The organism is Francisella salimarina (assembly GCF_007923265.1).
GTDB classification, from domain to species: domain Bacteria; phylum Pseudomonadota; class Gammaproteobacteria; order Francisellales; family Francisellaceae; genus Francisella; species Francisella salimarina.
Genome location: NZ_VOJA01000004.1, coordinates 184756 through 205587, shown reverse-complemented (window position 1 = coordinate 205587; position 20832 = coordinate 184756). Strand labels below are relative to the sequence as shown.

The following is a 20832-nucleotide window of genomic DNA, read 5'->3' as shown; positions in this document are numbered from 1 at the left end:
CTTATTTCTCCAATATTGTATATGCTCCTAGCTCTATCATTTCTTGAGCTAGTGATTTACCAAGTTTAATAGGATCCTCTCCTATAAGTTTTCTTTTTAAGATGTTCTTACCATCACTACTTGCAACCATTGCTGTGAGAGTTATCTGATTACCTTGTAACTCTGCATATGCACCAATTGCAACATGGCAACCACCTTTTAGCTCTTGGTTGAATGCTCTTTCAGCAGTAGCAACACAAAAGCTATCACTACAGTTTAGATTTTGTAATTTTTCTAAAAGCTCACTATTTTCACTCAAAGCTTCTACAACTACTATACCCTGACCTACAGCTGGTAAAGATATTTCTACCGGAATATACTGTGTTATTCTATCATTAAGCTCTAAACGAATAAGTCCAGCACTCGCTAGGATAATTGCATCATATTCATCACCATCAAGTTTCGATAGCCTTGTTACAACATTTCCTCTTAAATCTCTAATTATAAGATCATCTCTATAATTCAAAAGTTGAGCCTTACGGCGTAAACTTGATGTACCAACGATTGCACCTTTCGGTAAATCATCTATAGAACTATATTTATTAGATACAAAGGCATCTCTAGGGTCTTCCCTGGGCATAAAGCTGGCTAAGCAAAAACCATCTGGTAATTGATAAGGTACATCTTTAAGAGAATGAACAGCAATATCAGCCTTACCATTAAGCATAGCTATTTCTAGCTCTTTCATGAACAGTGCTTTACCACCAATTTTATTAAGTGGTTTATCCAGAATAATATCGCCCTGCGTTTTCATAGTGCTTATTTGACAAGGAATATTTAGCTCATTTTGGATACGATCTTTGACAAAATTTGTCTGCCATAATGCTAGTTTACTTTCACGACTAGCTACAACTATTTGTTTCATATTTTAAATGTCTTTGCGATAAAGTTTGAGATATCTTTTATTTCTTCCATACATACAGAGTGTTGCATACCCACATAGTGTTTATACTCATTAGCAAAACCACTGGCTTTTAGCTTATCTGATAAATCACGGCCAAGAACTTCGGGCAATACCTGATCATCTGTACCATGACCAACTAGTATAGGTAGTCCTTTATTTACAGATGTAATCTTATCTTTAAAATCATCCCATGCTGGCAAATATGTAGATAAAGCCATAATACCTCCAAGCTTTCTTTGAGACGTAATAGCTGTATAAGTCGCGATCACCCCCCCTTGAGAAAAGCCTGCTAAGATAATATTTTCACTAGCAATACCTTGATTGATTTGACTATCTATTAGTTCATTAACTTTTGCAATTGATTTATTTATACCTTCAACATCAACCACTCTATTTAGACTATTAGCATCAAGTGACTTGATATCATACCAAGCACGCATCTGCATCCCCATGTTTATAGTTACAGGCATAACATCAGCATGAGGAAAAACAAATTTAATTTCATCTAATGAAACATCAAAGTAATTAACGACATCAACAAAATCATGTCCATCTGCGCCCAGACCATGCAACCAAATAACACAAAACTTAGACTGCTTTGGCGACTCAATAAGCTCGTAATTCATAAAAATTCTAATTCTTCTAATATTAGTTAGAATGATACATTAATTTGAAAAATTTATTAATATCTAAAAAGTTAAACAATCCTCAAAGCATTACACGTTAAGTAATTCAAGCTGTGAAAGAATAATATTAACACCAATTGTGGATAAGTTTGTTCATATCTATATGAAACTTTTGTTAAAAATATTAATTTACTAAATTAGTAAAGATTTGATACAGGTCTAAAACCATTGATATACAAAGGCTAAACAATTTAAGAAGTAATCGCTCTTTTATTTGCAGCTATTTCTCACACCCTGTGGATAAAACTGTTGATTTATTGTTAGAACTCGGTTAATTCTCTTCAATAACCTTAAAGAAAGCCTCTTGTGTAACAAGGTTTACAGAGGTATTTTGTAATTTTATTTGATCATTTAAATCGTACTTACCACTAACAGCAAGTTTTTTAGTCATCGCTAAATCTGCGATAGAAACCATTAAGCGACCTTTATCTAATTTTTCAATAACTGCTGCTTGGAACTCTAAATTAGGATTCTGCATTAGATAGACTAATTTCCAATGAGAATTAGAAAAACGCTCCGTTTGTCTATTTGACTTAATAGGAATATCTATTTGAGCAATTATATTATCAACATCATCAACACTAATCATTTGCTTATTTTCTAAGAAATTACGTAATTGATAATGAACAAGTAAATCTAAATATCTTCTTAGAGGGCTCGTCACTTGTACATAAGAATCTAAACCCATACCTGCGTGAACATCAGGTTCTGTAGAGTACTTACCTCTTTGGAGCTTTTTACGTGTTGCAAACATATCAGCTATTGAGTCAATATTCTCTAAATCGTCTTGTTTAAGATCATGCTCTGGCTGTGTCGAAAAAGGTACACAAATATTATTTTCTTTACAAAACTGTCCAATCGCAACTCCAGCCATCAGCATAGTATCACGTACCAATGTTCTTGAGTTTAAGCGTGGTAAGTCAGTTAGTTTGACATTCTTATCATTATCTAATGATATTTTTATCTCAGGAAAATCAAGTTCTACCGCTCCTTTTGCCAAACGCTTATCAGTGAAATATTTAGCATAAACCTCTATTTCTCCAAGTTCTAGATTAGAGATATTTTCTTCAACGAACTCATAAGAATATCTAGTAACTTTTATATTACTAAAACATATCTCAATATCATGAATATCACCTGACTCATCAATTCTAAACCCTACTGACAAAGCTGGAGAAATTTCTTGTAGACCTAAACCTAACTTTTGTGTTGCCTGAGGTGGCAACATCGTAATTATATGCTCTGGCACATATAAGTTAGAACCTCGTGCTCTAGCCTCAAGATCTACTTCATCTCCAAAACTAATGCTAGAAGAAGGGTCAGCGATATGAACCCACATTTTATTTTGTTGAGCATCCCAACTAATTGCATCATCAGGATCATTACTACCCTCATCATCTATAGCATAGGCAGTCAGATGTGTTAGATCAACACGCTGACTATCTGACTCAGAATTATACTTAAAGTCAGTAGTATTACTTTCTAATTCCGCACCATATCGATATAGATAAGGGTTAAAGAATTCATCCCAATAACCAATATCCAAGAGTAGCTTATACGCACTATTCTCAGACTCTTCCATATTTAAATATTTAAAGAAACGACATTTTGTACTTTTAAGTGTTGCTAAAGCCTCTATCTCTTTAAGGAACTTTGTGTCTTCGACATTAAAAGTCTTATCATTTAGACGTTCTATAAAATCATTTAGTTCTTGCTCTTTTTTGAGCTTCTCATGTTTATCCCTGACTACTTGATCTTTTTGCTCTTGTGTATAAATATTGATAGTAAAGTCATCATTAAAGCTAAAATACTCTCCCTCTGAAACCAAAAGCCATACAGTATAAGCTTGATTAGCTCCTACGGATTCAAAAAGAAGCTCACTTAATTCATCAATAGACGTTTGTTGCTGTTCTTGCAATAATTCCCATGTTAACTCTAACTCAGGAATTTCTAATCTCTCAAGCTTATCCAAATCGAAATCATGGTCTACAACTGTAAGTATTTGAACATTTTTTGCAGGTAATTTTATATTCTTACTGTCTAAAGTTTCTATTTCTATTTTTTTATCTAATATCTCTACAACCTTTGCAGGTTTTGATTTAAAAATTACTAAGGCATTTTTGATGCTCTGATTTTCAAGTAACATAAAAAAAGTTCGGATGTTATAATGATGAGATTATAACATTCAATAGTTTATATTTTTATGCTAAATGTCGATATTATACGCAGTAGATTTATCAGAATTATAGGAAATATAGTCAAACTGGTATCCAAGCTTTTTCATAAGATCTTCCCAAAAAAAAGATTTACTCTTCCAAGCTACAGCAAACCACTTATAAAAACAAACAAAGAGTCAAATGTTCCTAGAGTTATTTGGCAAACAAATTTCACTAATAGGGTAACGCTACCGCTATATGTAAACTATCTGTTTAATCGTTTTATGGCTCCACGCTATGAGTATAGATTCATGGATAATGATGCTGCAGATAAGTATATTACCGAAAATCATCCAGAAGCTCTAAATGCATATAAAAAGCTAACAGTCGGAGCAGCTAAAGCAGACTTATGGAGACTATTGGCTATCTACAAAAATGGTGGTCTATATATAGATATGGATGGCTGTCTTGTTGCTAGACCTGAGAAGTTTTTGAAAGAAAATAACGAAATGTTTATAAAAGCTAAGCACAGAAAAGAAACAGATGAGTCTAAAAAGTACTACGCAACTAACTATTTTTTTGCAGCCGCTCCTAATAACTCAAAAATCAAAGAATATATTGATATTATTCTTAAAAATATCGAAGCTAACAGATCTGATTTAGGTGTTTGGTATTTAACAGGTCCTGGTGTGATGGAAGCAATCATGAGTAATGAAAATACTACTTTTAGACATAGTAGAGAAACTTGTATACAGGGAGCTTTCACTAGTGATTACTTTCAATATATTGACAAACCAAATGCTCACTGGACAAAAACCGACAATAAAGATATTTTAGAATCTTAAATTACTTAATAACTTTATCTTAGTAGATAACTAGCAAAATGAATAATTCTGGCTTTGAGAAAAATAGAATTAACTTAGATATTATTTATCTTCTTTCTTAACAGCTATACCAAGCTCATTTAATTGCTCAAGAGAAACATTAGATGGCGCTTCTGTCATCAAACAGCTAGCTGTCTGAGTTTTAGGAAATGCGATAACATCACGAATGTTTGTAGTATTAGTTAGTAACATAATCAACCTATCAACACCAAATGCAATACCTCCATGAACAGGAGTACCATACGATAAAGCATCAAGCATAAAGCCAAATTTCTCACGAGCTTCTTCATCAGCAATACCTAGTAAACTAAATACTTTTGCTTGGATATCTTCTTTATGAATACGGATAGATCCCCCGCCAACTTCATAACCATTAATAACCATATCATATGCTCTTGAGCTTAAGTCTTCAGGATTAATATTTGACAGCTCTTCTACAGACTCAACTTTGGGAGCTGTAAATGGATGGTGCATAGCATATAAGCGATTCTCATCTTTCTCAAACATAGGAAAATCAACAACCCATAATGGTGCCCACTCTTTATCAAACAAGCCAAGGTCTTCACCAATTTTAGCTCTCAAAGCACCCATTGAATCATTCACAATCTTGGCTTTAGCTGCACCAAAGAATAATACATCACCAACTTGGGCACCAGTTTTTTCAATTACGTTGAATAGTGTCTCTTCAGAAATATTTTTCACGATCGGAGACTGTAATCCCTCTTTACCTTCAGATAGTGAGTTAATCTTAATATAAGCAAGTCCTCTTGCTCCATAAATACCAACAAACTTAGTATACTCATCAATTTTCTTACGGCTAAGTTTATCGTTTCCGCCAGGTATTCTCATTGCAATAACACGAGCTTCTGGATCATTTGCTGGACCAGAGAATACTTTGAACTCTTCGTTCTCCATATCTTCTTTGATATTAACAAACTCAAGTGGGATTCTAAGGTCTGGTTTATCTGAGCCATACTTATCTATAGCATCAGCAAAACTCATAACTTGGAAAGGAGTCTTAAACTCAACACCAATAGTTTCTTTGAATAATCCAGCAATCATTTTTTCCATAGTTGACATAATGAAAGCTTCATCGATAAATGAAGCCTCAATATCTATCTGTGTAAATTCTGGTTGTCTATCCGCTCTCAAATCTTCATCGCGGAAACACTTAACAATTTGATAATATCTATCAAATCCAGAAACCATCAGTAGCTGCTTGAACAACTGAGGAGACTGAGGAAGAGCATAAAACTTACCATTAAAATTACGACTTGGTACAAGATAATCTCTAGCGCCCTCTGGTGTAGCCTTTGTCAAAAATGGTGTCTCGATATCTAAGAAACCATTATCGTCTAAGAAATTGCGCACATATCTAATAGCTTTAGAACGTGTAATTAGTTTGTTTTGCATCTCTGGTCGGCGTAAATCAATATAGCGATACTTAAGCTTGACATCTTCACCTGTTGCTTGAAAATCATCTAACTGGAATGGAATTGTTTTAGACTTGTTTACTATCTCTAAGTCTTCACCAATGATTTCTACTTTACCACTAGCAAGATTTTTGTTCTCTTGACCTTCTGGACGTAGATTGACAGTACCAGTAGCTTTAATTACAAACTCGCCTCTCAAGCTATCCGCTATTTTAAAAGCCTTGCTTTCAGGATTAAAAACTAGCTGAACCAACCCAGTTCTATCTCTAATATCTAGAAAAATAACTCCACCATGATCGCGACGTCTATGCACCCAACCACAAATTGTTACTTTTTGATTTTGTAACTTCTCATTAACATCTGAACTATAATGTGTTCTCATTTAAATCAACCCTTTAAAAGTTTTTAAAAAATAAATAGACAAAATTTAATCACGATATTATAGCAAGAAATAATAAAGAAGACTAAGTTGATACAAATAAAATGTCAGATAATTATACAAAATTACTAATCTAAGAATATAAAATTAAATTTTATTAAAGCTTTTACAGCATAAAGCATTATAGTATTATATTTTTTACTACTTTTTTTAATTTAAACAAATAAATATAAACATGATAAACGTAGAAAATATCAAACTTGACTACCTAAGCTCCGATGACTATCAAGAACTCAAAGAGGCTATGATAGAGGTTTACAATATTAGAAATCCTTATTGGGAAGACCACCAAATCGATACTCTAATAAAGAAGTTCCCTGAAGGGCAAGTCGTCATAAAAGTTAATGATCAACTAGCTGGCTGTGCTTTGTCGATCATAGTTGACTATAAAAAATTTGGTCATAAGCATACTTATAAAGAAATTACAGGTAATGATACTTTTAATACTCATAATGATGAGGGTGATGTTCTATATGGTATTGATCTATTCGTTAAACCTGAATTTAGGAGTATGCGTCTAGGCCGTAGGCTTTACGATTATAGAAAAGACCTGTGCGAGAGACTAAACTTAAAAAGCATTATTATTGGGGGCAGAATACCTGGATACCATGAGTATGCAAATAAGATGACTCCTCAGCAATACATCAACAAACTAAAAAGACAAGAGCTACACGATCCTGTTTTACGCTTTCAGATGAGTAATGACTTTCAACCTGTCAGAGTTGTTAAATCATATTTAGAAGGTGATATAGAGTCTAATGACTATGCAGTACTATTAAAGTGGACAAATATCTACTATGAAGAGGAGGCAAAAGAAGCAGCTCCAATCAAAAAAGATGTACGTCTTGGACTAATTCAATGGCAAATGCGATCTTACAAAAATCTAGATGAGCTAATGCAACATGCCGAATACTTTGTAAATGCCGTATCAAACTATAGATCTGACTTCGCATTGTTCCCTGAATTTTTCAATGCCCCGCTTATGGCTGAAAACAACCATTTATCAGAGCCTGAAGCTATCAGAGAATTAGCAAAACATACACAAACCATTACTGATAAATTTTCAGAATTTGCTGTAACTTATAATATCAACATTATCACAGGAAGCATGCCTGAGATGAAAGACGAGCGACTATACAACGTTGGTTATTTATGTCGAAGAGATGGTACTGTTGAGAAATATGAAAAATTGCACGTTACACCAGATGAGGCAATGGTTTGGGGCCTACAAGGTGGAGACAAGCTAGAAGTATTTGATACTGATTGTGGTAAAATCGGTATATTGATATGCTATGATTCAGAGTTCCCCGAATTAAGTAGAATACTCGCTGAAGATGGTATGGATATACTCTTTGTACCATTTTTGACAGATACTCAAAATGGTTTCTCAAGAGTCAGAAACTGTGCACAAGCAAGAGCTATTGAAAATGAGTGTTATGTTGCTATAGCAGGTAGCGTGGGTAACCTGCCTAATGTTCACAATATGGATATTCAATATGCTCAATCAATGGTATTTACACCTTGTGACTTTGCTTTCCCAGCTACAGGTATAAAAGCCGAAACCACTCCAAATACTGAGATGATCCTGATTGCAGATGTTGATATCAATCTACTTCGTGAGCTGAATCAATTTGGTAGTGTCAAGAATCTAAGAGATAGACGTAAGGATTTATACACACTAAAGCGTCGAGGTTAATTAAAAATCTAAACTATTAACTGCCTAAGTCTTCTATTTAGAAATGGCGATAATATAAATAAAATAATTGCTGCACCACATCCTAACAAAGTGAAATAACCGAATGCTTTTGAATAAATATGAATTGTCTCTACAGGAGTAAGTGCAACTGATTTACCATCACCACTAATTAATATACCAAAACTTGCAGCTAGGAAGTTAGCAAAAGCTGAGCTTAAGACCCATACTCCCATAAAAAACCCTACCATTCTTTTAGGAGATACTACACTAACCATTGCCAAGCCTATTGGTCCTATAAATAATTCACCTAAAGCTTCAAAAAGATAACTTAAACTTATCCACCAAGATGAGATTACACCATTTTCAGCAGTCAAAGGAATCGCTACAACTAAAATGAAAAATGACAGTCCCATGATAAACAGTCCCTTAGCAAATTTAGTTGGGTATGTGTATGGATTTGCTTCATATTTACGACTTAGATAGGTATACAAAGGACCAAAAAGAATTATGAAGAAAGGCTCTATAGACTGATAAGCACTAGCAGGAATATCGAATCCAAATATAACTCTATTAACATTCCTTTCTGTAAAAACATTCATCATACCACCACTTTGCTGAAGCAGAACCATAAATATCATATAGAAAATAGTTAGTGTAACTGTGATATATATCCTACTTCTATCGTTAGCTTCCGAAATTCTCACAAAATATAGGATTATTAGTAATGTAGTAATCCCTATTAGATATAAAACTCTACTTGCCCAGATAGGATAAGCAAGTAAGACAAAAATAAAACCAGTCAAGATACACAGACCCATAACTATCGTTACTGTAAACTTGTATCTTTCTACTAACGAATTTTTATTTTCTTTGACATCTCTATAGTATCTTGAACCTTTTATAAATATAAATAGACCTACTAACATTCCTATCCCAGCAATACCAAATGCTAGGTTCCAGCTAATTGTCACAGCTATATATGAACAAATAATAGGTGCGGTTATTGCGCCAATATTCATACCTATATAGAGTAAGGTGAAGCCCTCATTTCTTTTGTATTCAGTATCTGTAAACAATGCCCCTGTTATTGCGCCAATACTAGGCTTGAACAAACCTGTACCGACTATGACAAAACTCAAACCTAGAAAAAAATAAATATGCTGTGAATTAGGAACAATCATCACAAAATGTCCCAAAGCTATTAGTGAAGCCCCAATAATTATAGATCTATATTGACCTATATATTTATCTGCGATAATCCCGCCAATAATTGGTGTACCATATACCATCGAAGCATATGCCCCATAAATAAGATAAGTTTTAGCATCAGAGATATCAAAAAACTTTAATAAATATAGAATTAGTAATGCTGTGATTCCATAGTAACTAAATCTTTCCCACAGGCCTGTTAAGAAAAGATAAGCCATTCCTTGGGGGTATTTAGACTGCTTGGCTATAGTCAGTGACTTCATCTACACCCCTTTTCTTTGTAGTTGCTTTTATAAGTGCTTGTTCGATATCATTTTTAAGATCTTCTACATCTTCTATACCTATTGAGAGTCTAATTAAACCATCACTTAAACCCTGCTCAAGCCTAACCTCTCTAGGAATTGATGAATGAGACATTAAAGCAGGAATTGATGATAAGCTTTCAACCCCACCAGCACTTACTGTTATCGCGAATAGCTCTAACTCTTCTAAAAATGCTTTTGCTAAGTTATCACTACCATTAAGCTCAAGACTTAAAACGCCTCCAAAACCATTCATTTGCGCTTTTGCAAGATGATAGTCTGGACTACTTTCTAATCCTGGGTAATATACCCTTTTAACTAACCGATGTTGCTCAAGCCATTTCGCTAGAGTTAAAGCATTATAGTTATGCTGTCTTACTCTTAAAGCTAATGTTCTTAGTCCTCTAGTAGCTAAAAAGCTATCAAATGGGCTTGATACTGCTCCACCGGCTAAATGAATAAGATCTAACTTCTTAATCAGCTTATCATTATCGTTGACAACAACAATTCCACTAATTACATCGGAATGTCCACTTATATACTTTGATGCTGAATGTATAACGATATCTGCACCAAAAGATATAGGTTTTAAATTATAAGGGGTAGCAAAAGTATTATCGACAACAAGTATCAAACCATGTTTCTTACAAAACTGACCTAATCTTTCTAAGTCGACCACTCTTAATAAAGGATTAGATGGTGTTTCAACCCATATCATCTTGGTATTTTCTCTAAGATTTTCTTCCAAGTTATCTAAGTCACTTAGATTCGTATATGTTGCTTGAAGTCCTGATGAATATTTCTTAACTTCTTCAAATAGTCTATAAGTACCACCATATAATGCATCAGTAGCTATTATATGACTATCTACACCTAAAATATCTAATACTGCATTAATTGCAGCAACTCCTGATGAAAAAGCATAGCCTTTTTTTGCTCCCTCTAACTCAGCTATAGCTTGCTCGTAACTAGATCTAGTAGGATTACCAACCCTACCATATTCAAAAACTTTTTCACCTCCTGGACTTTGTTGACGATAAACAGAGGATGTATAAATAGGTGTGGTTACTGCACCTGTTACTGAATCACCTGGGTTACCTGCATGAACAGCTAGAGTATCGATTTTAGAATTTATAATGGTCATTCTTTGCTCCCATAATTTTTAGTTGCTAAAACGATGAGAACAATATTATTAACGTTTTCGCTTTAGCAGATTTTATCTAGCGCCCGCAATTTGAAATAAATCAGCGCTCTTTAGACTAGTTTGTCACTCTCTTATGCTTTATTGCCATACTCTTGCATATGTTTTGCAATACGTTTATTAGTACCATACATAAAGTGGTTTTCCATTTTTTCTTTATATTTGCTACCTGGAACAGTTAAGCCAACAGCGTCTGCGACTTCTCTAATTAACATAGGGCTTGCTCCACAACAAACTCCTAAATAATTAACACCAAAGTCATAAGCTTCTTTGGCGAAATCTCTAATCTCATAGCGATTACAATACAAAGGATCTAGTGCTGTTGGAAAAGTTCTTCCATGAGGTGCTGGACAACCACAACCATTATTATCTGGCAAATTAAAAAATGTAGGATGACTATCGGTTGTTCTATATGGAATAGGAAGCCCTGCGACATGACACTTAACAGCCTCACGAATTTTCTTTAGATCAGGAAGCATTGTTTGCGGACCTCTAAAACAATTTAGACCAACAACATCAGCTCCTAATTGCTCCAACTCTTTACAAGTATCTACAATACTCCAACCATCACGCATAGTATTTTGAGCCATTGGTGCTATAGTTAATACCGTTGGAAGGTTTGCTTTTTTCATAATCTCTAGAGCTCTAAAAGCTTCCTCTGCATAATAGAATGTTTCTCCAATCAGAATATCAGCACCTTCTTCGGTAGCCCAAGTAATCATCTCATCAAACATTCTAGTTACTTCTTTTTGAGACTCTTGATCACCTTGCTTCCAAATATTTGAGTTAGAGATATTACCTGCCAATAGATTCGGCTGAACTCCCTCAGGTGTTGAATCGGCAACTTTTTTAGCGATTCTAAGCGCCTCTCTATTTAGCTTCTCAAGCAAATGCTCTTTACCTATAACCCTAAGCTTCTCTCGATGACCATTGTAGGTAAAAGCTTCTACTATATCTGATCCAGCATGCTGGAAGTCTCTATGTAAATTCTCTAAAACTTCTGGATGTTCCAATGACACCATAGGTACAAACTCGCCTGATGACATATAGCCACGACGCTCAATCTCAAATAGGAAACCTTCTGCACAGATTACAGGACCTTTATCTAGCCTCTCAAGTAGATTTTCTTTTTTCATTTTTGGAAATCTCCATGTTTTTAGTTAATAAACAAACTTTTTGATTATTTGCAAAAAGTCTCCTACTAAAACGATGGGGGTACAAAACTTAAAAGAAATGTTCGTTTTAGCAGGACTTATAAAGCGCTCGCAAGTTGAAATAAATCAGCGCTATGAAACTAAATTACATGATTCTAAATACAAGAACAACATTTTACAGTAAAAAAACACTTATATTTAGGAAAATAAGAACAGATAATAAAATAATTAGATAAAATTTTGTAAGCTATATTTAGCCTCCAAAAACTCATAAATACCATCATCAGACCCTTCTCTACCAAGACCTGATTGCTTAACCCCACCAAATGGTGCTTTCTCGTTTGAGATAGCTCCTGAATTTATACCTACCATTCCATAAGCTAAAGCATTTCTTACTCTTCTAATCTGATTCATATCACTACTGAAAAAATAGCTTGCTAAACCATACTTGGTATTATTGGCCCTTTGGATAACTTCATCTTCAGACTCAAAACTAAAAATAGCTATAACTGGTCCGAAGGTCTCTTCGCAACTGATAACCATGCTATCTTGCATATTATCTAGGATAGTAGGCTCATAAAAGTTGCCTCCTAGCTCTGGATTTATCCTACCACCACAAACTAGCTTTGCTCCGTTATCTAAAGCATTATCAACATGAGACTGTACTTTATCGACAGCTGCGGCATTAATCAAAGGTCCTACTTTAATACCTTCATCTAACCCATTACCTTGCCTAAGATCAAGGACAGCTGACTTCAATCTAGCAATAAAATCTTCTTTTATAGACTGATGAACAAAAACACGATTTGGAGCTACACATACTTGACCAGCATTTCTTATTTTCGATGCTAGCAAACCTTCGATAGCCTTTTCGATATTAGCGCTTTTGAAGACTATAAATGGTGCATTACCTCCCAGCTCCAGAGAAACTTTCTTAACAGTATCCGCTGCTTGCTGCATTAGGAGTTTGCCAACTCTTGTTGATCCTGTGAAAGTGATTTTTCTGACTAAATTACTCTTCTGAAATTCATGACCTATGACCTTTGAATCCCCACAAACTATCTGTAGAAGATTCTCATCAGCTCCAGCCTCAACAAAAAGTTCGCGCGCAGCAAAAGCTGTCAAAGGCGTTAACTCAGAAGGTTTGACAATGACACTACAACCAGCAGCTATTGCAGGGGCTGCCTTACGAGTAATCATCGCAAGAGGAAAATTCCAGGGTGTAATTGCAGCAACCACACCAACAGGATAATAATCTACCCTTCCCTCAGAATTACTAATATTTGGATCAAAAACACGTGAATCTATTCTTTTTGCCTTTTCTGCATACCATTTGATAAAGCTAGCTCCATATCGAACTTCTATTTTTGCTTCAGTGAGAGACTTACCGCTCTCTAGTGTGATAATCTCTGCTAAATCATCAGAATTTTCTATTATCAAATCAAACCATTTTTCTAATAACTTCGACTTTTCACTTGAAGGAATATTTTTAAATATATTTTGTGCATGTTTAGCTACTAGAATACTATCCTCAACATACTCTGAGGATTTCTCTTCTAAACGACAAATTGACTTATTTGTAGCAGGATTAACTACATCAAAACTTTTTGCACCAGAAAAAGAGTATTTATCTATCACTTTTTTTAGAAGCTTGTTAGACATATTTGCCTCCTAGTTTTATATTGCTTGAATAGCTGTTATCGCAATTGTATAAGTTATATCATCTACAGTTGCACCTCTAGATAAATCATTAACAGGTTTATTTATACCTTGCAATACAGGACCAATACTTAATACATTTGCACTTCGTTGAACTGCTTTATAGACAGTGTTACCTGTGTTCAAATCAGGGAATATTAGTACAGTAGCTTTACCTGCAACTGGACTATTTGGAGCTTTTTTCTTCGCTACACTCTCGATCATAGCAGCATCATACTGAAGTGGTCCATCTACCAATAAATCAGGTGCACTTTGTTTAAGCAACTCTGTTGCTTTACGCACCTTTTCAACTTGAACCCCAGAACCTGATGAACCTGTACTATAACTAATCATCGCAACACGAGGCTCAATGCCAAACTTCTTAGCGGATTCAGCACTTTGTATCGCGATGTCAACTAACTGCTCTGCTGTAGGATCTTGATTAACAGCGCAATCTCCGAATACTATAACTTCATCAGGCATACACATAAAAAATACTGATGATACTAATGATGAATTTGGCTTAGTTTTGACTAATTGTAATGCTGGTCTAAGAACAGCTGCAGTAGTATGCTCAGCACCAGACACTAATCCATCAACTTCACCCAAATAAAGCATAAGTGTTGCTACAACTATTGGATCTTTCAGAGCATCTCGAGCCATACTTTCAGACAAACCTTTATGCTTTCTAAGCTCCATCAATGTTTTTAGGTATTTTGCCTCAGCTTCATCGACAACAGTTACAACTTCGATACTCTCAGGTAAACTAAATCCATTCATCTCAGCAACTTTAAAGATTTTCTCTCTATCACCGATAAGTACACACTCCGCTAAGCCTTGTTCATGACAGTTTTTAGCCGCCTGCAAAGTTCTTGGCTCATAACTCTCTGGTAAAATGATTCTCTTTTTAGCTTTTCGCGCCATCTTCAAAAGATGATATCTAAATGCTGGAGGCGACATCACCTGATGCTCAGTGACATCTGAAGTAATACAATTAACTATCGCATCTCTATCTAGAGATGAAGATATTACTTCTTTAACTTTTTGAATACGCTCTTTATCATCAATAGGTATTCCCATTAGGTCTATATTTGCAAGTTTTAAAATTGTATTTACACTTTTATTTTTTGTTGTCAGAATTGCTAAACCTGCTTTTTTAGCAGTTTCTACACATAACTCCCTGACTTTATCATTAAGATATTCTTCAGCTGTTAAGATAATTCCTGCTATTTTCATACCATTTTTCGCAGCTAAGCAAATTGTAACTAAGATATCAGATCTATCAGCAGCAGTTATAACCAGAGAATTTGGAGTCAAATCACTTATAAAATTATCAACTCCTCTCGAACACATCATTACCCTTTCAACTCGAGCCTCTAAGCCAACCTCTGATATGTGCTTCAGCTTAAGAATATTTTTGATGTCTAACACTCTTGGCGAAGTTCTTTCTTTATCCCACTCAACCACACCCAAAAGAGCTAACCCTTTTTGTTTAAATACTGATAACTCTTTGAGCTCCTCTATACTTACATGCTGTTGTTTGTCATAGGTAATATCTTCTTCAGTCAAACTAAAACTAACTCTTCCATCATCATCATAAGGTGCATTTAACTTTGTAATTACAGCACCCATAATGTTAACTTGCTTAGGCAGGCTTCGCATAACATAATCAAGCTCATCATTGATATCATCTATAGGCTTATTACCATGGTATGAAGCTATTATCACTTCCAAACCAAGAGCTTTTATAATCTCTATATTCAACTCATCAACAACCGCATTTATTGGATATAACCTATGGTAGTTATTACCTTGCCTAAATAGGCCCGATATTACAGCAAAATCCGAATCTTGACACTTCTCATAAAACTTACTTATGACGATTTCAACATAGTCTTTTACACGATTATTAAGCAAATACGATTCTATCTGTTCAATGCTCATACCCATATCGTAAATAGGATGAAATGAGCCAACTTTTAATCCTTTCTGCTGTAATGCATATACCACGCTACTTGCCAAAATTCTAAGACCCGTATGTTTTGATGTTGGAAGGATAAATATTGATTTTTTCATAGCAAACTCTTATATCAAACTTTGTGTTTCTTGAGCTATCATAAGCTCTTCATTAGTTGCAATAACCATTATATTATGACTATTTCCTGTACTTATAAATGTTTCTGATTTCACATTTTTAGCATCATCTATCTCAAAACCTATATTCGCTAACTTAGAAACTACACTTTCGCGAATATTAATGGCATTCTCACCAATCCCCCCTGTGAAAACCAAACCATCAAAGTCTTTAAAATAGATCATATAGCTACCAACAAATTTGGCAATCCTATGACAAAATATTTCAATAGCTAGCTTAGCTAGTTTATCACCTCTATCAGCAAGCTCAGAAACCTCTCGCATATCACTATGACCACAGATTCCTAATAGACCACTTTTTTTGTTTAGCATATTTGTGATATCTGCAATACTCCAGCCAAGATTATCTGAGATATATGCAAAAACACTAGGATCTATACAGCCAGAACGAGTTCCCATGACAAGCCCATCTAATGGAGTAAGCCCCATACTTGTATCGATGCTTTTACCATTAACAACAGCTGTAATACTGCAACCATTGCCTAAGTGAGCAACTATCACATTAGCAGCATCTTGATTTAATATTTTTGCAGCTTGTTGAGAAACGTACTTATGTGAAGTTCCATGGGCGCCATATTTACGTATATTATGCTCACACGTTAGCTCTCTAGGTATCGCATATTCTGCAACATACTCAGGCATAGTTTGGTGAAATGCTGTATCAAATACTGCTACTTGAGGTAGATTTGGAAAAATCTGCTGACAAAATGTGATACCTTCAATATGCGCCGGATTATGTAGAGGCGCTAGAGGTATACAATCTTTTATCTTCTGTAATGAATCTTTGTCTATAATTACAGATTTTGAAAAATACTGACCCCCATGAACTACTCTATGACCAATCGCAGAAATTTTTTCTAAATAATTATTCTCTACCAAAAAATCTTTTAAAAGCTCAAAAATATCTTTGTACTTACCATTTTCTATAAGCTTATGAACTTTCTGCTGAGCTTTAAAAGTTATCTTACAATTACTAGCTCCGATATTCTCGGCAAGACCTGTAACAAGTGACTCTGATGTTTGGGGATTCATAAGCGCAAATTTGACTGATGAGCTCCCACAATTTAAGACTAATATATATGACATAAATGAATTGAAGAATAAAATAAGAAGTAACTATATTATATAATAATCTTGTGAGTAGTGACAGTTAGTACACTATATTTCGATATGATTCTATATATGATTAAAATGGTATATCATCATCAAAGTTTGATGAATTAATCTCAGCAAAATCAGGCATTTTATCTTGTTTTGGTGCTGGTTGCTGATTATTTTGAGCAAAACTATTATTAGGCTGTTGATTAAAGTTGGGATTAGGGTTGTTTTGGTAGTTTGAACTACCCTGAGAATTACCACCACCAACAAACTGGAAATTACTAACAACAACTTCTGTAGTATATTGCATATTACCGTTTTTATCTTGCCACTTGTTAGTACGAAGCCTACCTTCTATAAAAAGTTGTGTACCTTTATTTGCATATCTTTGGATAGCCTCTGCAGACTTACCAAACACAACAACTCTATGCCACTCAGTGGTTATATTTTCACCCATACCATCATTAGTTGCGATACTTAGTGTAGCTACTGTAGTACCGTTTTGAGTAGTTCTAACTTCTGGATCATTACCTAATCTACCTAACAAAATAACCTTATTTACTGTTCCTTTGGCCATCTTTAACTCCTATATTTTTTAATATTTCTAATAATAAAGCTTACAGTAAAAAAGTTTAAGAATAAAACTTATCTACTTAAATTTTCCCACTAATTACAAAATTTATCTCATCAAAATCAAAGCCATTATATAAGAGATAATTAATCGCTTTTTGCTTTAATTTCAAATCTTTTTGTAGCTTACTTAGATCTTTATATTTCTTATGCAAACACTGATGACAAATATCAATCCAGTCGACCTCAGCCTCTTGTAAAAAAACCTCTACTAATTCTTGTGACAAACCTTTTTGGTAAACAGCTGTATTTATAATTCTTCGTTTGCCTCGATACTTAGCAATTTCACTCATTATAAACACTCGCGCAAATCTCTCATCTGATAGCCACTTATTCTTTTCAAACTCATCTAATAGAGCCACTATTTGATCGCATGAAATATTATCACGAGTCGTAAGCTTATCAGAAAGTTGTTTGCGGGAATAATCTTGCTTAGCAAGTAGATATAAAAGATAATTTTTCTCTTTAGATAAGCTCATCTTGTGTAGCTTGTTTCGACTTAGATTGCTTTGCAGGTTTAGACTCTTCTTGAGGCTGTTCTTCTACAGCATATTTATGTGGCAATAAAAGTTCCAAAAGAGCTTTTTCTATCTCATCACGTTCTACTGTATTTTCTTTAAGGTAATCTTTTGATTTTTCTTTACCTTGACCAATCTTTTTACCTTTATAGCTATACCAAGCGCCAGACTTCTCTACAATTCCATGTTTAGCACCAAGGTCAATAAGCTCTGCTTCAAGCGAGATACCTTCTCCATAAATGAGCTCAAACTCAGCTTGCTTAAATGGAGGAGCAACCTTATTTTTAACAATTTTAACTTTTATTTCATTACCATTAACATCTACACCATCTTTAATAGCTCCACCCTTTCTAACTTCTAACCTAACAGAAGCATAAAACTTAAGAGCATTACCACCAGTGGTAGTTTCAGGATTGCCAAACATTACCCCGATTTTCATACGTATTTGGTTAATGAACATTACCAAAGTGTTTGAGCGTTTGATATTTGCTGTTAATTTTCTAAGCGCTTGAGACATTAGTCTTGCCTGAAGGCCCATGTGAGAGTCTCCCATATCACCTTCAATCTCTGCCTTAGGAGTGAGTGCTGCAACAGAGTCTATTACTACAATATCAACTCCTCCAGAACGAACTAACATATCTGCAATCTCTAATGCCTGCTCACCGGTATCTGGCTGAGAAACTATCAGATCATCTACATTTACACCCAAAAGCTTAGCATACTTAGGATCTAGAGCATGTTCTGCATCAACAAAGGCTGCTGTACCACCTTGTTTTTGGCACTGTGCAATTGCTAAGAGAGTAAGCGTAGTCTTACCAGATGATTCATGTCCATATATTTCAATAATACGCCCTTTAGGATATCCTCCTATGCCCAATGCAACATCAAGAGCAATAATACCTGAAGGGATGACATCTATATCATGAGCTGTCTCTTGATCACCCAATCTCATAATAGAGCCTTTACCAAACTGCTTCTCAATCTGTGAGAGCGCTGACTCTAGAGCTTTTTCTTTACTCATAACTAACTCAAACTCCTATTGTAATCTTAGTGTTGCTTATCATCGACAGGCTTTTCTAATGAATCCTGATACATAGCATCAAAATTCACAGCTGATAAACAAAGCTGAGGGAAACCGCCACTACTGACTAAATCAGAAATAGCTTCACGTGCATAATGGTACAAAATATTTGGGCAAAATGCTTTTTTTGCATGCTCAATTTGAGCCTCTTGCATATTTGATACTGTAAAAATACCTGCTTGCTTAACCTCTGCCTCAAAAGCAACCACACCTTCATTTTCAACCTTCACTTCAAGAGTTAAAATACTTTCATAAGTATTTTCTTCTGGTAGTTGTGTCGCTTCGATTTTCAGATCTGTATGCAACTCTGGCTTCCATGCTGTAGTCCAGATTTTATCAGAATTAGGAATAGAGAAAGACATATCCTTTACATAAACTTTTTGAATTTGAAACTGTGGTTGTGCTTGCTGATCCATTCTATGATCCTTAATATTTTTATTTTGATAATGATTTAACAGGGTAACTTGCCTGTAGCCATGCTGATAGACCACCTTTAAGTACAAAAACTTGTTCAAAGCCTTCTTTGCGTAACTCATGCATTGCTTTTTCGGCACCGTCTCCATATATAACTATAGGCTTAGACTTGTACTTAGCTAACTTTTTATGCTTTTGAGCAATTTCTTCTAACTTGATATTATGAGCCCCAATTATATGAGCACTCGTAAAACTCTCTTGATCTCTTGTATCTAGGTATACGCCTTTACCTCTATTTACAGTAATAACAGCATCCGCAACAGACAAAGTATATTGAGCTTTTTTAGTTTGAGTCAGCTCAAAAATTATATAAATTGCTAACAGAAGTATAAAAGACAAACAAAACAATAAGTTTTGCGATACAAAATAGCCTAAATTTTCCATAATTTGAATTTTCTTTTTTATTTAAATATTATTGACATCTAAGCTAAGATTATACATAGCTTTATAGTTAAAAAAAAGCGACTTTTAATTGTTATAAGTTTAAAAGAGATACCAGAAAAAATATATTAGAATTACATTACAGAGACTAAATTATTGCATTTTAGCAATAACATCTTTAGTTACATCAATACTATCAACATTATATAGGCTCATTTCAGCAGGTAAGATAGCATCTAATTGCTTATCTTTAGCAACTTGCGCAGAAGCTTTAGTCAAAGCATCTTTGAATGCATCAGCATCATCAGAAGCCATTTTTTGAACTTGATTCATTAGATCTTGGTATTCTCTCATTGCTTTCTCAAGATCAGCCTGAGCTTGTTGTTTATCTTGACCTTCTACCTTATCAGCTGCTTGAGCATCTTTAGTATCACCTTTAGAATCATCTGCTTGAACATCATCTTTTTCTTCAGTATAAGCATTTACTTTTTGTTGTAAAGATGTGATGTTTTGCTTAAGTTGATCCATTTGTGGTTTCAATTTCTTCTCATCAGCAGTAACTTTCGCTTTACCTAAAGGTGAAGTCTCAAAGATATCTTGAACATTAGCAAAACCTACTCCACCAGCCATAGCAGTAGTTGCAGATACCATTAGACCACCAGCGATCATTGCACCTAATATAGTCTTTTTCATAA

Annotated in this window: 18 protein-coding genes; 2 read left to right on the top strand and 16 right to left on the bottom strand. The window is 34.6% G+C overall.

Annotated features, from left to right (window positions below; translation table 11 throughout):
* Position 1: 1 nt before the first annotated feature.
* The 3 genes from hemC to FQ699_RS06440 all read right to left on the bottom strand — a co-directional run bounded on the left by hemC (position 2) and on the right by FQ699_RS06440 (position 3775).
* On the bottom strand, positions 2-904 hold the full coding sequence (gene hemC / locus FQ699_RS06450; RefSeq protein ID WP_146421651.1) for a hydroxymethylbilane synthase: 903 nt from the start codon (positions 902-904) through the stop codon (positions 2-4).
* Positions 901-1569 (bottom strand): alpha/beta hydrolase, encoded by a 669-nt coding sequence (locus FQ699_RS06445; RefSeq protein ID WP_146421650.1) that lies wholly within the window; start codon positions 1567-1569, stop codon positions 901-903. Before FQ699_RS06445 ends, hemC begins: the two co-directional genes overlap by 4 nt.
* A 331-nt stretch (positions 1570-1900) precedes the next feature.
* Complete coding sequence (locus FQ699_RS06440; RefSeq protein WP_146421649.1) at positions 1901-3775, bottom strand: ribonuclease catalytic domain-containing protein; 1875 nt, start codon at positions 3773-3775, stop codon at positions 1901-1903.
* A gap of 57 nt (positions 3776-3832) precedes the next feature.
* Between FQ699_RS06440 and FQ699_RS06435 the strand changes: the two genes are divergently transcribed.
* A complete protein-coding gene (locus FQ699_RS06435) occupies positions 3833-4630 on the top strand; it encodes a glycosyltransferase family 32 protein (RefSeq protein ID WP_146421648.1) in 798 nt (265 codons plus the stop codon).
* 81 nt (positions 4631-4711) lie between these two features.
* On the opposite strand, the gene aspS is transcribed toward FQ699_RS06435, so the two are convergent.
* A complete protein-coding gene (gene aspS, locus FQ699_RS06430; protein WP_146421647.1) occupies positions 4712-6484 on the bottom strand; it encodes an aspartate--tRNA ligase in 1773 nt (590 codons plus the stop codon).
* Positions 6485-6716: 232 nt separating this feature from the next.
* Here aspS and FQ699_RS06425 point away from each other — a divergent pair, with 232 nt between their 5' ends.
* Entirely contained in the window at positions 6717-8237 is a 1521-nt protein-coding gene (locus tag FQ699_RS06425) for a carbon-nitrogen hydrolase family protein (RefSeq protein ID WP_146421646.1), read from the top strand.
* Between the two features lie 8 nt (positions 8238-8245).
* Here FQ699_RS06425 and FQ699_RS06420 read toward each other — a convergent pair whose 3' ends face one another.
* The 12 genes from FQ699_RS06420 to FQ699_RS06365 form a co-directional block, all read right to left on the bottom strand.
* Entirely contained in the window at positions 8246-9709 is a 1464-nt protein-coding gene (locus tag FQ699_RS06420) for a peptide MFS transporter (protein WP_146421645.1), read from the bottom strand.
* The gene (locus FQ699_RS06415) at positions 9678-10892 is read right to left on the bottom strand and encodes a trans-sulfuration enzyme family protein (RefSeq protein ID WP_146421644.1); all 1215 of its coding nucleotides are present in this window, start codon (positions 10890-10892) and stop codon (positions 9678-9680) included. Before FQ699_RS06415 ends, FQ699_RS06420 begins: the two co-directional genes overlap by 32 nt.
* A gap of 131 nt (positions 10893-11023) precedes the next feature.
* Positions 11024-12085 carry a homocysteine S-methyltransferase family protein gene (locus FQ699_RS06410; protein WP_146421643.1) on the bottom strand — a complete coding sequence of 354 codons (1062 nt, stop codon included), beginning with the start codon at positions 12083-12085 and terminating at the stop codon, positions 11024-11026.
* Between the two features lie 246 nt (positions 12086-12331).
* Positions 12332-13765 (bottom strand): NAD-dependent succinate-semialdehyde dehydrogenase, encoded by a 1434-nt coding sequence (locus tag FQ699_RS06405; protein ID WP_146421642.1) that lies wholly within the window; start codon positions 13763-13765, stop codon positions 12332-12334.
* Between the two features lie 15 nt (positions 13766-13780).
* The gene (gene pta, locus FQ699_RS06400) at positions 13781-15877 is read right to left on the bottom strand and encodes a phosphate acetyltransferase (protein WP_146421641.1); all 2097 of its coding nucleotides are present in this window, start codon (positions 15875-15877) and stop codon (positions 13781-13783) included.
* 9 nt (positions 15878-15886) lie between these two features.
* The gene (locus FQ699_RS06395; protein ID WP_146421640.1) at positions 15887-17041 is read right to left on the bottom strand and encodes an acetate/propionate family kinase; all 1155 of its coding nucleotides are present in this window, start codon (positions 17039-17041) and stop codon (positions 15887-15889) included.
* Between the two features lie 100 nt (positions 17042-17141).
* Positions 17142-17630, bottom strand: coding sequence for a single-stranded DNA-binding protein (locus FQ699_RS06390; RefSeq protein WP_013921903.1), 489 nt, complete (start codon positions 17628-17630; stop codon positions 17142-17144).
* Between the two features lie 76 nt (positions 17631-17706).
* A complete protein-coding gene (locus FQ699_RS06385) occupies positions 17707-18162 on the bottom strand; it encodes a regulatory protein RecX (protein ID WP_013921902.1) in 456 nt (151 codons plus the stop codon).
* Positions 18149-19222 carry a recombinase RecA gene (gene recA / locus FQ699_RS06380; RefSeq protein ID WP_013921901.1) on the bottom strand — a complete coding sequence of 358 codons (1074 nt, stop codon included), beginning with the start codon at positions 19220-19222 and terminating at the stop codon, positions 18149-18151. The genes FQ699_RS06385 and recA overlap by 14 nt, the downstream gene beginning before the upstream one ends.
* 26 nt (positions 19223-19248) lie before the next feature.
* Entirely contained in the window at positions 19249-19698 is a 450-nt protein-coding gene (gene secB, locus FQ699_RS06375) for a protein-export chaperone SecB (RefSeq protein WP_146421639.1), read from the bottom strand.
* A 19-nt stretch (positions 19699-19717) separates the two neighbouring features.
* Positions 19718-20140: a rhodanese-like domain-containing protein gene (locus FQ699_RS06370; RefSeq protein ID WP_146421638.1), complete on the bottom strand. Its 423-nt coding sequence runs from the start codon at positions 20138-20140 to the stop codon at positions 19718-19720.
* A 150-nt stretch (positions 20141-20290) separates the two neighbouring features.
* A complete protein-coding gene (locus tag FQ699_RS06365; protein ID WP_013921898.1) occupies positions 20291-20830 on the bottom strand; it encodes an OmpH family outer membrane protein in 540 nt (179 codons plus the stop codon).
* Between the last annotated feature and the right edge of the window lie 2 nt (positions 20831-20832).

Coding starts and splice junctions, on each gene's coding strand:
- hemC (WP_146421651.1), bottom strand. CDS start 904: ATGAAACAAATAGTTGTAGCTAGTCGTGAAAGTAAACTAGCATTATGG.
- FQ699_RS06445 (WP_146421650.1), bottom strand. CDS start 1,569: ATGAATTACGAGCTTATTGAGTCGCCAAAGCAGTCTAAGTTTTGTGTT.
- FQ699_RS06440 (WP_146421649.1), bottom strand. CDS start 3,775: ATGTTACTTGAAAATCAGAGCATCAAAAATGCCTTAGTAATTTTTAAA.
- FQ699_RS06435 (WP_146421648.1), top strand. CDS start 3,833: ATGCTAAATGTCGATATTATACGCAGTAGATTTATCAGAATTATAGGA.
- aspS (WP_146421647.1), bottom strand. CDS start 6,484: ATGAGAACACATTATAGTTCAGATGTTAATGAGAAGTTACAAAATCAA.
- FQ699_RS06425 (WP_146421646.1), top strand. CDS start 6,717: ATGATAAACGTAGAAAATATCAAACTTGACTACCTAAGCTCCGATGAC.
- FQ699_RS06420 (WP_146421645.1), bottom strand. CDS start 9,709: ATGAAGTCACTGACTATAGCCAAGCAGTCTAAATACCCCCAAGGAATG.
- FQ699_RS06415 (WP_146421644.1), bottom strand. CDS start 10,892: ATGACCATTATAAATTCTAAAATCGATACTCTAGCTGTTCATGCAGGT.
- FQ699_RS06410 (WP_146421643.1), bottom strand. CDS start 12,085: ATGAAAAAAGAAAATCTACTTGAGAGGCTAGATAAAGGTCCTGTAATC.
- FQ699_RS06405 (WP_146421642.1), bottom strand. CDS start 13,765: ATGTCTAACAAGCTTCTAAAAAAAGTGATAGATAAATACTCTTTTTCT.
- pta (WP_146421641.1), bottom strand. CDS start 15,877: ATGAAAAAATCAATATTTATCCTTCCAACATCAAAACATACGGGTCTT.
- FQ699_RS06395 (WP_146421640.1), bottom strand. CDS start 17,041: ATGTCATATATATTAGTCTTAAATTGTGGGAGCTCATCAGTCAAATTT.
- FQ699_RS06390 (WP_013921903.1), bottom strand. CDS start 17,630: ATGGCCAAAGGAACAGTAAATAAGGTTATTTTGTTAGGTAGATTAGGT.
- FQ699_RS06385 (WP_013921902.1), bottom strand. CDS start 18,162: ATGAGCTTATCTAAAGAGAAAAATTATCTTTTATATCTACTTGCTAAG.
- recA (WP_013921901.1), bottom strand. CDS start 19,222: ATGAGTAAAGAAAAAGCTCTAGAGTCAGCGCTCTCACAGATTGAGAAG.
- secB (WP_146421639.1), bottom strand. CDS start 19,698: ATGGATCAGCAAGCACAACCACAGTTTCAAATTCAAAAAGTTTATGTA.
- FQ699_RS06370 (WP_146421638.1), bottom strand. CDS start 20,140: ATGGAAAATTTAGGCTATTTTGTATCGCAAAACTTATTGTTTTGTTTG.
- FQ699_RS06365 (WP_013921898.1), bottom strand. CDS start 20,830: ATGAAAAAGACTATATTAGGTGCAATGATCGCTGGTGGTCTAATGGTA.